Genomic DNA, 13,163 nt, shown 5'->3' with positions numbered 1-13,163 from the left:
GATGCTCGACAAGCCTTCGCGTCAGCGATGATTGCGGGTCAACGGGCGCTGGTCGAGAGCAGGATGCTTCCCTCCAGTCTCACCGTCTCGAAGTCATCGACGAGGATGTCCACCTTCACCTGCCAGTGCCCGGGCACCGGAAGGGCCAGACCTTCGATGAGCCAGGCGGACCCGGCCCTGCGGGCCTCGCGCTGGAGCGGCTCGATCCCCGCATCCGGCCTGGCGAGGCTGAGCCTGACCTCCTTCGGCTCGATGGTTTCGCCTCGCCCGGTGGCAATCGAGAGCCTGGCCTGCATGCCGTCGGCATGTCCGCGAGACAGCGTGACCTGAGCCATGACCTTTGCCGAGTGCAGGTGGACGCTCACCGATGTGGCGGCCGCGGCAGCTGGCGCAAGCGCCCGCGGCGGCGGAGTGAATCGCCACAGGCCTGCGATTGCGAGGATGATCACAGCCAGCGCGATCTCCGCAAAGATGGAGCGGGCCAGCCAAGGGCTGCCGCGCCGGCGTCGGTTCGCCAGGGCCGGCGTGAGCCAGAGACGGTTCAGCGCCGCCAAGCCGAGCAGGCCGCTGACCAGAGCGGTCTTGACGATGAGGACCCGGCCATAGGCCGTGCCGGCGAGGTTGGCCGGATCCTCGACCTGGACGGTCCCGAGCACGAGGCCTGCAAGCGTCAGGACCGCGACAGCGACGAGGGCGCCGTTCGAGAAGCGTCGGACCGTCGGGAGGGCCCGGACCCGGAACCGCTGCACGAGCGCTGCCAGAGGCAGGAGCGCGCCGATCCAGTAAGCCACCCCGACGCCGTGCAGAAAGACGGCCGGGCGGGTCAGCCATTGCGGATTTGCGCCGCCCGCGTGCCCGCTCAGAGCCAGCGCCGCCCCGCTGCAGGCCAGGGCGGCGAGGCCACATCCTCGCCGCAAGGGCTCCCGCCGGGCGCGCAGGCCACGCCAGGCCAGAATCAGGGCGAGCGCGCCCGTCGCTGCGGTGAGCCCGAAAGACGTCCGCCAGCCAACGATCCAGGCGCAGGGATCGATCAGCCGGACCAACGCCGCCCCTTGGACATCGAGGCCCTGCAAGCCGACCGAGAGCGCTGCCGCCGCGACGCCCAGCCCAAGAAGGCCCTCAAGAACGCGAATCGCTCTGAGCGGCACCTGCCTCGGCGCGATCCAGATTGTGAAAAATACGCCGCCTGCTCCCATGAACAGGCCCAGGTACAGGGCCATTCTGGCCAGCCACAGGGCAGCGTGAACGCCCGCACCTTTCTCCGGGGCAGGCGCGAATACCGGACCGGTGGCGGCGCCGATCGAAAAGACGATCGATCCGCCGACGGGGTGGCCGTCCCCGGATATGACGCGGTAGCTCAAGAGGTGACTGCCGCGCGGGAGGTCGTCCGGCACGGCGATGTCCAGCGTCTCGTTTCGTGCCGTTACGGCAAGGCCAGGATGAGAGCGGCCCTGCGCGTCGGTCAACCGTGTAACGATGGCCGAAACGGGCTCGTTGAAGCGCAGGCGCACGACCTTGGGCGCCTGCTCGACGATCGCGCCATCGGGAGGATGGGCCTCGACGAGGGCAGCGTGCGCCAGCGCCTGCCCGCCCACTAGGATGGTGGAGGCCAGCGTCAGCCAGAGCAGGGCCAGAAGGCCGCGCATCGCCATGCTGCGCTCACCCGCGTCGCTCCGCCGCCCTCAATGGGTCCGCAGCTTCGCCGGGAGCAGCTTCACGCCCGGCGCCGGCTGCTCGTAGCTATCGGCGCTCTTGCCGCTCGCGGGAATCTCGATCCAGCGGTGGAACTTGCCCCCTTCGCATTCCTGGACCGTGGGGAAATACAGCGTCGTCTCCGGCTGAAGGCCGCCGGTCAGATAGGCCCGGAAGGTGAATTCGTCGTAGTGCTCGTCAGGCAGTTTGCCGGTCCAGACGATTTCCCGCACCCCTTCCGACATGGCAGTGCCGTAGTAGTCGTAGGGCGTGTCATAGGCACCCTTCACGACGTCCAGCGTCCATCCCGGCTTGGGCATCGGCTTGACTGCGATCACCGCCTCCGGAATCCGAATGCGAAGTTTCAGGGTCGCTGCGCCGTCGCAGCCATGGCCGACGCGCATCACGCCCTTATAGGTCGCCCCGACGGGGGCCTGCTGGGTTTCCAGGGTCGCATGGGCCATGGCGGGGCTGGCAAGGGCGAGGAGCACGGCCGCAAGCGCCGAGCTGAATGCGATTCCGGTCATGACAAGGCTCCGGTAGGTTGGTTTCGGGGTTCGGTGCAGGGGTGATGCCGACAGGGAGCGCGCCTTCCGGCGCGCGCAGTCGGGGTTGCCGCCAGGGAGCGGCGCCCGGTTTGGCCGGGTCTCAGTCGTCCAGGCGCCGGAGGGCGGCCGTGTCGCGCAGCACGATGGAGCGGCGATGGGCGGGAACCTCGATGGCCCCTTGGCGCTCCAGCTGAGTGAGCGAGCGGGACACCGTCTCGATGGTCAGTCCGAGATGGTCGGCGATGTCGATGCGCGACATCGGCAGGTCGACCTGGCCGTTCTCCGAAATCCGCCCGGCGAGGTCGAGCAGGAAGGTGGCGATCTTCTCCATGGCGCTCTTGCGGCCAAGCAGGAGCATATGGTTCTGGGCCCGCTCCAGAGCGCGCATCATGGCCGTCACGACCTGGCGCGCGACGACGCTATCGTTCGCGGCGAGGATTTCAAGACTGCAGCGGCGGTAGGCGATCACCGTCGCCTCCCCGATGGCCTCGGCGCTGAAGCGGTGCTCGTCACCTGCCTCGATGCCGAAGATGTCGCCCGGCAAGTGGAAGGCGTCGATCTGGCGACGGCCGTCGCTCAGGAGCTTCGACGTGCGGATGGCCCCGGAGGCGACCTTGTAGATGAACGCAGCCCGGTCTCCCTCGGCGTAGATCTCGGCCCCCTTGGCGAAAGTTCTGGTCGAACCGAGCGCCGGCGATTCCGGCGCGCGCCGGATCGGCTGGCCATAGGCGCACCGGGCGGCAGCCGAGGCGATCTCGTTCCCAGCGGTGGTAAGTGCAATCTGCATCGGAACTCTCGTCGGGTTGGGCGTTCAACGTGAGTTCGAGGCTAGCTTTTCGAAGGAGGCCGCGAAATTCAGATGCTTTCCTAAGGGATGTCCCGGGGGTCGTTCGCGATCTCAAGCGCCCGCATCCAGCGCTCCGCGGATGCTGTCGACCAGCGAGGAATCCTCGAGAGGCTTCTCCAGGATCCGGTGGATTCCCGCGTGAGCTGCCCTCCTGCGCATGTCATCGGTGGCGTTGGACGTGATCAGGATCGCGGGCAGGTCGACCCGGCGCGCGCGCAGGCGGCGGATCAGGTCGATCCCGTTCATGGCCGGCATGTAGTAGTCGACCACCAGGCAGCCCTTGGCGGGCAGATCCGTCGCGGCGAGCAGCTCTGCCCCGCCCTGATAGGCGCGAACGGCCAGTCCCTCGACCTCGAGGGCGAACTGGAGCGCGTTCCGGACGGCGGCGTCATCATCGACAATGATGACCTGTCCTGGGTTCAAGGGCATGTCGGAGTCCTGCTGCCGGGTTACCGAGAGCTACTCCACCCCAAGGTTCGGCTGCTTGATGTGCCTCAAAACCCAAGTCCAGACCTATTCAGGGATTCCCCTTAGGGACCGGCGTCAGCCGTTGGGTGCACCGGCGAGCAGAGCCATGCGCACGAGCGCAGACAGGCTGCGGGCCTGCATCTTCGTCATCACGTTGGCGCGGTAGATCTCGACCGTGCGCGGGCTTATCCCGAGATCGTCGGCGATCACCTTGTTGGCCTTGCCGGCAACGAGACCCTCCAGCACCTGCGCCTCGCGCTCCGAGAGCGCCTCGATCCGCGCCTTGATCTCCGACCTCTGGGCATTCTGCTCGGCGCTGTGCACCTGCTTCGCCAGCGCCGACCTGATCGCGGCGAGGAACAGGTCGTCGTCGAAGGGCTTCTCGACGAAGTCGACGGCTCCCTCCTTCATGGCCTCGACCGCCAGCGGAACGTCGGCATGCCCAGTCATCACGATCACAGGCACGGCGAAGCCGCGCGCCTTCAGGCGCCTCAGGAACTCGATGCCGTCGATGCCCGGCATACGGACATCGGTGACGATGCAGCCGGCGGGGGGGGCCGGCACGCTGTCGAGAAAAGCGGAGGCGGACTCGTGCAGCCGCACCGGGAGCCCATCGGAAGCCAGGAGGAACGACAGCGACTGCCGGACCGCGACATCGTCATCGACGACATGCACAACCGCTTCACTCGGCATTCGACAACTCCTCCTGGTTCACCGCCCGCAAGGTGAACATGAATGTGGTTCCCCGGCCGGTTTCCGATTGAACCGAGATCTTTCCGCCATGCGACTCGACGATGGTGCGGCAGATCGACAGCCCGACGCCCATTCCATGCTTCTTCGTGGTCACGAATGGCTGGAACAGCTGCTCGGCGATCTCCGGCGCGATGCCGGTGCCGGTATCGGTTATGCTGATGGCGACGAGACCCTCCTCCGGCCGCGCTTGCGTCGCCACCTCCAACTCCCGGCGTGATCCGTCCTGCATGGCCTCGATGGCGTTGCGGATGAGGTTGAGGAGGACCTGCTGCACCTGGATGCGGTCGGCGAGGACGAGCCGCGCATCTGGATCCATCCGGAAGGCGACCCTGACGCCCTTCTCCTTTGCGCCCACAAGGGCAAGCGCGCTCGCCTCCTCGATGAGCTTCGGCAGGTTCTCGATATGGCGCTCGCTCTCGCCGCGGGCGACGAAATCCCGCAGGTGCCGGATGACGTCACCGGCCCGAAGCGCCTGATCCGCGGCCTGGCTGACGCCCTCCCGCAGCACTGCGACCTCATCCCCCTCCATCCGCTGCAGGATGCGCCGGCAGCCCTTGAGGTAGTTGGCGATGGCCGTGAGCGGCTGGTTGATCTCATGGGCCAGGGTCGAGGCCATCTCTCCGAGCGCGGTGAACCGGGACATGTGGACGAGCTCGGACTGGAGTTCCTGCAGACGGGTCTCGGTCTGCTGCCGCTCAGTCAGGTCGCGGATGAATCCGGTGAAATAGCGCTGGCCGCCGGAACGCATCTCTCCGACGGAGAGCTCCATCGGAAAGGTCGAGCCGTCCTTGCGCTGTCCCACCACGACGCGCCCGATGCCGATGATGCGGCGCTCTCCGGTCGTGAGGTAGCGCTGCATGTAGCCGTCGTGCTGCGTCCGGTAAGGCTCCGGCATCAGGATATTGATGTTCTCCCCGATCACTGCCTCGGGCGTATAGCCGAACTGGCGAACCGCGGCCGTGCTGAAGGACTGGATGCGGGCCTCTTCGTCGATGACGATCATCGCCTCCGGCACGGTCTCCAGGATCGAGCGCAGATGCGCCTCGCTGGCCCGGAGCGCCTCTTCCGCGGCAAGCCGCTCGGTGACGTCCCGCACGACCTTGGCGAAGCCCTGAAGGCTGCCATCCTCGTCGCGCAAAGGCGTGAGGGCGACATTCGCCGTGTAGCGCGAGCCGTCCTTCCTGACGCGGGTACCCTGCTCCTCGTAGCGGCCAGCATCGAGGGCTTGGGCAAGGTGTCGCTCGGGCCCACCGGCCGCGACGTCCTCCGCAGGGTAGAGGATGGAGACATGGCGGCCCAGGATCTCGCTCCGGCTCCAGCCTGTGATATGCTCCGCGCCGAGGTTCCAACCGATGATCTGCCCCTCGCCATCCAGCACGAGGAGCGCGATGTCCGCGACGGCGTCGAGCAGAAGGTCAGCGGGCACCTTGTAAGCGCCTCGCCGCGATAGGCTTCCGGATGGGACCTTCAAAGATATCTCCGGCTCAAATCGCGAAGGCTCTCGTATAGGCTTCGCCATCCAGCCGTGCAAAGGGGTTCCGAGTCAAAGGCGTGACGCGGGGCCGTTCAGATCGTGCGGCCATGAGGCCGTCGCCCGCGTGCTCCCAATGCCAGGAAAAACGCTGTCCTCAGGCGATCTCCGCAGTCTCGGCCGCTGAAGTTCGGGAGCGTCGTGACGAGACCGTGAGTGCAATGGCGAAGCAGGCGAGCGCCAGCAACACGAGAGCGCCGCTGGACGCTCGGCCGGTACCCCATTCCGCAACCCCGGCGCCCACACGCAAGGCGACGGCCCCATGCAGCAGGAACAACGGAACGTACAAGGTCGCGGCATAGCGCACACGCAGGCGGATGAGCCCGGGCAGGATGACGAGGGCGTGCCCGAAGACCATCGAGACCACGAATCCGATCAAGACCGCGTGCAGGGCGATATCGTAGCCAAATGTGCTTGCGCCGGGTGGATAGGCGATCAGGGCGACGCCGGCCACGGCAAGCCAGACGTAACCGGCGAGCATGCAGGCCGCCATGAACCGCGGCTGACCGCGTCTTTGAACGTTCAGGCAGGCGATGTCGTGGCGTAGAAGCCAGGCCTTCATGATGAGCAGGGCCGTGCCGAAAAGAGTTGCGCCGTTTGTCGTCATAACGCCGTTCTGCGCCCCCGCCAGGAGCATGCCGAACGCGAACAGGAACAGGGCCTCGCTACCCCGTTTCGGCGCCCGAAGGCGGCTGAGCTCCAGGCGCTCGGCGGCGATGGTCAGAACAAGGAAGGCGAGCCACCACCCGATGACCTCTGGGATCGGGCTGCCCAGCGCCCAGAGCACGTTGCCGGCGAGCCAGGCCAGGGCGCCGAACAGCAGCGTTCCCGTGAACACCGCGGGCTGGCTGATGGTGATCACAAGCGATCCCAACGCGAGCACCGCCGCCGCTAGCGCGTAGGCGCTGGCGCCGACCGGAATCGGTGCGCCTGCCAGCAGCGCGAGCGTTCCCAGCCCCGACAGCGCTGGCGCCGCATATGCCCAGCCGCGGCCGAGCGCGACGGCACGCTCGAGGCAGATCAATGTCCCGAACAGACCAGAAAGCAGGAGCGGGCCATGCAGCTGCGCGAACGAGTTCCCGTGGGGAATGCTCCACCCAAGCCTCACCAAGCCTCCGCAAAGGCCCGTCAGCAGAGCGATAGCCGCTAGCGCGAGCAGCGGCACGCGAAGTACGAGACGCCCTTGCGTGACGCCTGCCGCCGGCTCACGCCGCGCGAGTGATGCGGAAGCGCCAGACATCAGGCCCCTCCTCTTCATAGTGCCATACGAACGCGCCAGGATGGCGGACATTAAACTGGTAAAGCAGCGGCCAGGGTTCGTGGTCGTTGACCAGCACGAGGGCCTCCGATTGCTTTAGGGCCTCGAAGGCGGCGAAGATCAGCGGGTGACGATGCATGCGCGGCAGGATTCGACGCACGTCAATAAAGGTCTCGGAAGCATTGCAGGCGCTCATCAAGCGGCTTCCTTCGGTTGGCGGCCCAGCAATTCGCGGCCGCGGTCGGTGATCCGGTCCGGGTTCCAGGGCGGCTGCCAGACCAGATCGAGCCCGATGCGTGGCGCATCTCGGAATCGGCCCGCCAGCCGCTCGCGTGCGTCCTCGATGATCATCTCACCGAGGGGACAGGCCCGGGTGGTCAATGTGAGAGCTACATCGATCCCGCTCTCGTCCCGGGTCGCGCGGTAGATGAGCCCGAGATCGACTACGCTCAGGCCGATTTCCGGATCCATCACGTCGAGCAGGCATTCAAGCAGGTCCGGATCGAGGGGTTGGTTCGCTGCTCGGCTCATGGCTGATCCTGGTCACGCGGAGTGCTCGGACCATGCCACCATCCGCGCCTCCCCTGTTTGCTGTCGCGCAAACAGGACGAGGAACTATGCCGGGCTGCCGCGATGCGTGCTTCACACGGTTCGATGTCGGGAGCACCGCGTAGCGGCAAAGCTTCTGGCCGAACGCCGACCTGTGGCCGCGCAGCAGTGGCTGCCCGAAATCCCGCATGGCTGGACCACCGCAGCGATCGAGGATAGCGGCGATCAGCCTGCTCAGATTGTTCGGTGTGCTTCCCAGCGCGGGCGTTCCCCGCGTAGCGCGCCGATAGTGTGGGCGTTGCCGCAGTACTGGCGGTAATTTGCAAAGGCCTGCCCGCGGTCGAGCTCCCGGCGACAGCGCTGCGTCATCGTGCATCCGGCGCAGACGATCGCCATGTCGCGCATGACCACCGGCTGCTGGCGCGACAGGCGATCCGCATCGAGCTCGGTGCTCGCCAGCAGCCGCGGCAGCAGTCCAGCATCGGAAGCGTTGCGCGAGACGAGATTGTAGAGGTCGGCCTCATTCACGCCGACGTCCCGCGCCAGCCCCCGCAATGCGTCCCGACCGACCGCATCGAGTTGCCGCAGGCCGGATTGGCGCTGCCACCAGTGCTGGGCACGTTCCAAAAAATGCATGCTGTCCTCCCCTGGAGCACAGCATCCGCCAGCCTGCGGCTTCATACTTTGTCCTTGCTCAAACAAGTGGATGATCGTGCCGGCCGCTGCTCCCCCCGATCCCCGCTCCCCTGTTCGCGCTGGCGGGCACATAGCGATTCCTCCGGTTTGCACTCGATCAAAGAACGGGGCTGCGATGCAGGGTATGAAGTGCGCCGGAAAATCGGCTTTCGGAGCTATCGATGCAGGGCGCGCCTTACGCGGATGAGCGGCTTCCACGCTACACCAGCTATCCGACGGCACCGCACTTCAACGCCGGCATAGACGCAGGGATCTATGCAGGCTGGCTGAGGTCGCTGGCAGCCGGCACGACGGCATCGCTCTATCTGCACGTGCCCTTCTGCCGCTCGATGTGCTGGTATTGCGGCTGTCACACTACGGTCGCGCTGCGCGACGGCCCGATCGTCGATTATCTCGCGATGCTGCGCAGCGAGATCGCATTGGTGGCCGGGCAGCTTTCCGCGCCGCTCGACGTGCGCCATATCCATTTCGGCGGCGGCACCCCGACCATCCTCGAACCGGCGGATTTCGTCGGGCTCGTCGCATTGCTGCGGCAGCATCTTGCCGTGCATCCGCAGGCGGAGATCGCGGTCGAGATCGATCCGCGCCGGCTCGGACCCGGCATGACCGCCGCGCTGGCCGAGGCCGGGGTCAATCGCGCCAGCCTCGGCGTGCAGAGCTTCGACCCTGTCGTGCAGAAGGCGATCAACCGCATCCAGGGCGTCGAGCAGACCGCGACGGTCGTCTCGGGGCTGCGCGCCGCCGGCATCGCGGAGGTCAGCTTCGACCTGATCTACGGGCTGCCCAAGCAGACGCTCGAATCCTGCCGCGAAACGATCGAGCAATGCCTTGCCATGCGCCCGGACCGCTTCTCGATCTTCGGCTACGCCCATGTGCCGGAGTTCAAGAAGCATCAGCGCCGCATCGCGACATCCGACCTGCCGGGCGGCCAGGCGCGGCATGAGCAGGCCGAGGCGATGGCGCAGCAACTCGTCGCGGCCGGTTATGTCCGCGTCGGGCTCGACCATTTCGCCAGGCCCACGGATGCGATGGCCAAGGCGTTGTCGCAGGGCCGGCTTCATCGCAATTTCCAGGGCTACACGACCGATCGCTGCGAGGCGCTGATCGGCCTCGGCGCCTCGGCGATCGGGCGACTGCCGCAGGGCTATGTCCAGAACGAGGTGGTGATCGGGCGCTATGCCGAGCGCGTCGCCGATGGTGGCCTCCCTACCGGCAAAGGCTATCGCCTGACGGCCGAGGACCGCCTGCGTGCAGAGCTGATCGAGCGGGTGATGTGCGATCTCGCGGTCGACATCGATGCCGTCTGCGATCAGCATCCGGTCGACCGGCGGGTCCTCGCTTCGTCTCTAGGCAAGCTCGAGGATCTTTCGCGCGCCGGGCTGATCAGCTTCGATGGCAGCCGCGTGCTGCTCCCGGAGAATGCGCGCCTGTTCGTCCGCAAGGTCGCTTCCGCCTTCGATGCGCATCTCGACCAAGCCGGCCGGCAATTCACCCGGGCGGTCTAGCGTCCGCCCGGGTGCGATCCACCGGGCTTCGCGACCGAATCGAGGGCCATAGCAGCTCCGCCCGGAAAGCCAGGAGAAAGAGCAGGAAGGCGCCGAGCCAGCATGCCGCGGCCGGCAGCAGCCAGATGCGGCCCGCGACCTCTGCCATGAGCCTCGCCGGAACCGCTGTGGCGCCGCAGGCCAGTGCCGCGGTCAGCGTCCAGCTGTTCGAGAAGGGGCGGCGCGTTTGCCGGCGGATCATGCTCGCCATGACGGCAAGGCACATCAGGCCGACCGCTCCGACCGACCAGGCGTGGATCACGGCGCTTTCGCCGAACGAGCCGAGTCCGGCCTGATGGAGGAAAAGAAGTGCGAAGCCTGCCGGCAACCAGCCATAGGCGAGGTATAGCGCAAGCAGGCCGGGATGGCCGAGCGCGTCCCGGGGTCGCCAGGCGAGCAGTCGTGCTGAATGCAGGATGGCTGCGCAGGCACTGGCCGGGGTGCCGCCGCCGAGGTCGAGACACCAGCAACTCAGCGCAACCGCGAGGGCGAGAGCCGAGGCGCGTTCGAAGAGCAGCGGCAGGCGCCGACCAGGACCCCTGCCGTGCAGGCACAACCAGGTCGCGGTCAGCGCCGGGATGATCCGGCCGGATATGATGGCGACCAGCGCAAGCACGCAGGCCAGCGCGAGCCGATGCGGGAAACCCGCGGGAATCCGACCCGCCGCGACCCCCGGCAGCAGGGCCGAAAGAGCGAGCAAGACCAGGAGTGCGACGATCTTGTACTCGCGCGTCTTGCCGGCCCCGATCACCCTCGCGCCAAGCGTCGCGGCAAGTCCGAGGATGAAGGCTGCGGCGAGCAGGCTGCCATGGTCCGGCCACCACCAATGGGCGACGCGGCCTGCAAGCCACAGCAGCAGGAGCGCATCGACGAGCGCGGCCGGTACAGGCGGCGCGCGCGTCCAGCGCGGCAGCGCCGTCAGCAGGAAACCGGCCATGACGGCCGGCACCATGCCCCAGAGGAGTTCCTCGCGATGCCCGTTCACGCTCGGCGAGCTATCGGGCAGGAGCCAGGGCAGGACGCCGGCGATGGCGTCGAGTGCGGCCAGGGCGAAGAAGGGTCGGAAAGGCTGCCGCGAACGGGCGAGCGACTCTGATACGCTCATACGCCTCCACCGCGCCATTCGGCGACCGGCAGGCCTTCCAGCGGCAGGTCGAGCAGCCCGATGGCGCGAAGGGCGATCTGATCCACGATTGCGGCGATGTCGCGCGGCTTCAGATAGAAGGCCGGGACCGGCGGCGCGACGATGGCGCCGTATTCGGTGACCTGCGCCATCGCCCGCAGATGGCCGAGATGCAATGGGCTCTCGCGCGCCAGCAGCACGAGCCGGCGGCGTTCCTTGATCTGGACGTCCGCGGCGCGCACGAGCAGGTCGGCGAGCTGGCCATAGGCGATGGCGCAGAGGGTGCGGATCGAACAGGGCGCGATGATCATCCCGGCGGTCCGGAACGACCCGCTGGCGATGCTGGCGCCGATGTCGCGATGGTCGTGGCAGTGACTGGCGAGGCTGCGCGCCTGTGCCGGCGCACCGGGGCCGATCTCGGTCGCGAGCGTCCGCTCTGCTGCCGCCGAGATGACGAGATGCGTCTCGACCCGGCCGGTCTCGGCCAACCTCTCCAGCACGCGCAACCCGATCGCCGCGCCGGAGGCACCGCTGATTCCGACGATGACGCGGAGCGGCGGACTCACGGGGACGCTCCGGGGGCGGCGCCCAGCCCGAGCGCCGGCCAGAGCGCGTCGATGCGCGCGCTGACCTTCGGGTCCATCGCCATAGGCCGGCCCCATTCGCGCTCGGTTTCGGGCGGCAGCTTGTTGGTCGCGTCGATGCCGAGCTTGCCGCCCAGGCCGGGCTTGGGCGAGGCGAAGTCGAGATAGTCGATCGGCGTGTCGCTCAGCGTGACGAGATCGCGGCTGGCATCGGCGCGGGTCGCGACTGCCCACATCACCTGAGCCCAATCGCGCGGGTCGATGTCGGCGTCGACGATGATGACGAGCTTGGTGTAGCTGAACTGCGGCAGCATCGACCACAGGCCGAGCATCAGCCGGCGCGCCTGGCCGGGATAGCGCTTGGCGATGGCGACCACAGCGATCCGGTACGAGCAGGCCTCCGGCGGCAGCCAGAAATCGACAACTTCCGGGAATTGCCACTGCAGCAAGGGCAGGAACAGGACGTTGAGCGCCTCGCCGATGCGCGAGGGTTCGTCCGGCGCCCGACCGGTGAAGGTTGAGAGATAGAGCGGCGCGCGGCGCATCGTCACCGCAGTCACGCGCATCACCGGGAAAGGCTCGACCGCGTTGTAGTAGCCCGTATGATCGCCGAACGGCCCTTCTGGCGCGGTTTCGTCCGGCGAAACCAGCCCTTCGATGACGATCTCGGCCGCGGCCGGCACGGCGAGCGGAACACTGACGCAGTTCGTCAGCGCCGGTCTTTCCCCGCGCAGCAGCCCGGAGAAGCGCATTTCGGATATCGTTTCCGGCAATGGCAGCACGGCGGACAGAATCGTCGCCGGATCGGCGCCGATAACCACTGCCACCGGCATCTCCCGGCCGAGCCGCTGCCATTGCGCATGATGGCGAGCGCCGCCGCGATTGGCGAGCCAACGCAGGATCGCGCGGTCCCGCCCGAGGACCTGCATGCGATAGACCCCGACATTGCACTCGTCCTCGGGCGAGGGCTCGGGCGGCGTGGTGATGACAAGCGGCCAGGTGATCAGGGGGGCAGGCTCCGCGGGCCAGCACAGCTGCACGGGCAGGGCCGTGAGGTCGATGGCATTGCCTTGAAAGACCTGCTCCTGCACCGCCGCCCTGCAGCCGCTGCGCGGGCGCATCGACAGCGCAGCGCGTGCCAGCGGCAGGGCTCTCCAGGCCTCGGCCAGGCCACGCGGCGGCCGGGGTTCGCGCAGCCCGGCGAGCAGGCGGCCCAGGGCGGACAGGTTATCCGGCGTGCGGCCGAGCCCCCAGGCGACGCGTTCCACGGTGCCGAACAGGTTGGTCAGCAGCGGAATCGGCGACACCGTGCCGTCCGGCCGCAGCGGGCGTTCGAACAGCAGCGCCGGCCCATCCTGCGCGATGATGCGGCGATGGATCTCGGTGATTTCGTGCACCACGCTGACCGGCTCGGCGATCCGCCGCAACTGCCCGGCGGCATCGAGGTAAGCGAGGAAGGCGCTGAGGTCGCGAAAGCGGGGCAGATTTCGGATCGGCAAGGGCGGGCTCCAGTTGCCGGACCATGCCCTGCCTCATTCGCAACCGTCTTTGCGCGAGCGCAACGACCGGA

The 13,163-nt window shown here is 67.6% G+C and carries 14 protein-coding genes; 1 reads left to right on the top strand and 13 read right to left on the bottom strand.

Features of this window, described 5'->3' with window-relative positions; translation table 11 throughout:
• Positions 1-38 precede the first annotated feature (38 nt).
• The 10 genes from C4S73_RS15035 to C4S73_RS14990 all read right to left on the bottom strand — a co-directional run bounded on the left by C4S73_RS15035 (position 39) and on the right by C4S73_RS14990 (position 8,327).
• Positions 39-1,652, bottom strand: coding sequence for a copper resistance CopC/CopD family protein (locus C4S73_RS15035; RefSeq protein ID WP_103873345.1), 1,614 nt, complete (start codon positions 1,650-1,652; stop codon positions 39-41).
• 30 nt (positions 1,653-1,682) lie between these two features.
• Positions 1,683-2,219, bottom strand: coding sequence for a YcnI family copper-binding membrane protein (locus C4S73_RS15030; RefSeq protein WP_103873344.1), 537 nt, complete (start codon positions 2,217-2,219; stop codon positions 1,683-1,685).
• A 121-nt stretch (positions 2,220-2,340) separates the two neighbouring features.
• Positions 2,341-3,027, bottom strand: a complete 687-nt coding sequence (locus C4S73_RS15025; RefSeq protein ID WP_103873343.1) for a helix-turn-helix domain-containing protein — start codon at positions 3,025-3,027, stop codon at positions 2,341-2,343.
• 111 nt (positions 3,028-3,138) lie between these two features.
• Positions 3,139-3,516 carry a response regulator transcription factor gene (locus C4S73_RS15020; protein WP_103873342.1) on the bottom strand — a complete coding sequence of 126 codons (378 nt, stop codon included), beginning with the start codon at positions 3,514-3,516 and terminating at the stop codon, positions 3,139-3,141.
• Positions 3,517-3,630: 114 nt separating this feature from the next.
• Positions 3,631-4,248, bottom strand: a complete 618-nt coding sequence (gene fixJ / locus C4S73_RS15015; protein WP_103873341.1) for a response regulator FixJ — start codon at positions 4,246-4,248, stop codon at positions 3,631-3,633.
• On the bottom strand, positions 4,238-5,827 hold the full coding sequence (locus C4S73_RS15010; protein ID WP_103873340.1) for a PAS domain-containing sensor histidine kinase: 1,590 nt from the start codon (positions 5,825-5,827) through the stop codon (positions 4,238-4,240). Before C4S73_RS15010 ends, fixJ begins: the two co-directional genes overlap by 11 nt.
• A 109-nt stretch (positions 5,828-5,936) precedes the next feature.
• On the bottom strand, positions 5,937-7,004 hold the full coding sequence (locus C4S73_RS15005; RefSeq protein ID WP_200828025.1) for a hypothetical protein: 1,068 nt from the start codon (positions 7,002-7,004) through the stop codon (positions 5,937-5,939).
• A 40-nt stretch (positions 7,005-7,044) separates the two neighbouring features.
• Positions 7,045-7,293 (bottom strand): DUF2249 domain-containing protein, encoded by a 249-nt coding sequence (locus C4S73_RS15000; protein WP_103873338.1) that lies wholly within the window; start codon positions 7,291-7,293, stop codon positions 7,045-7,047.
• Positions 7,293-7,628, bottom strand: coding sequence for a metal-sulfur cluster assembly factor (locus tag C4S73_RS14995; RefSeq protein WP_103873337.1), 336 nt, complete (start codon positions 7,626-7,628; stop codon positions 7,293-7,295). The genes C4S73_RS15000 and C4S73_RS14995 overlap by 1 nt, the downstream gene beginning before the upstream one ends.
• 252 nt (positions 7,629-7,880) lie before the next feature.
• Positions 7,881-8,327 carry a hypothetical protein gene (locus C4S73_RS14990; RefSeq protein ID WP_146071365.1) on the bottom strand — a complete coding sequence of 149 codons (447 nt, stop codon included), beginning with the start codon at positions 8,325-8,327 and terminating at the stop codon, positions 7,881-7,883.
• A 176-nt stretch (positions 8,328-8,503) separates the two neighbouring features.
• Here C4S73_RS14990 and hemN point away from each other — a divergent pair, with 176 nt between their 5' ends.
• A complete protein-coding gene (gene hemN / locus C4S73_RS14985) occupies positions 8,504-9,847 on the top strand; it encodes an oxygen-independent coproporphyrinogen III oxidase (RefSeq protein ID WP_103873335.1) in 1,344 nt (447 codons plus the stop codon).
• Here hemN and C4S73_RS14980 read toward each other — a convergent pair.
• Genes C4S73_RS14980 through C4S73_RS14970 form a run of 3 tightly spaced genes read right to left on the bottom strand, consistent with a single transcriptional unit; the run spans position 9,831 to position 13,092 of the window.
• On the bottom strand, positions 9,831-10,991 hold the full coding sequence (locus C4S73_RS14980; RefSeq protein WP_160115784.1) for an NnrS family protein: 1,161 nt from the start codon (positions 10,989-10,991) through the stop codon (positions 9,831-9,833). The two genes, hemN and C4S73_RS14980, sit on opposite strands and share 17 nt — an antisense overlap.
• Complete coding sequence (locus tag C4S73_RS14975) at positions 10,988-11,575, bottom strand: UbiX family flavin prenyltransferase (protein WP_200828024.1); 588 nt, start codon at positions 11,573-11,575, stop codon at positions 10,988-10,990. The genes C4S73_RS14980 and C4S73_RS14975 overlap by 4 nt, the downstream gene beginning before the upstream one ends.
• Positions 11,572-13,092, bottom strand: coding sequence for a UbiD family decarboxylase (locus tag C4S73_RS14970; protein WP_103873332.1), 1,521 nt, complete (start codon positions 13,090-13,092; stop codon positions 11,572-11,574). The genes C4S73_RS14975 and C4S73_RS14970 overlap by 4 nt, the downstream gene beginning before the upstream one ends.
• Positions 13,093-13,163 lie beyond the last annotated feature (71 nt).

The organism is Allobosea lathyri (genome assembly GCF_900108245.1).
Taxonomy (GTDB): Bacteria; Pseudomonadota; Alphaproteobacteria; order Rhizobiales; family Beijerinckiaceae; genus Allobosea; species Allobosea lathyri.
Note: the sequence above shows the minus strand (reverse complement) of the source record. Positions and strands in the feature narration are given on the sequence as shown.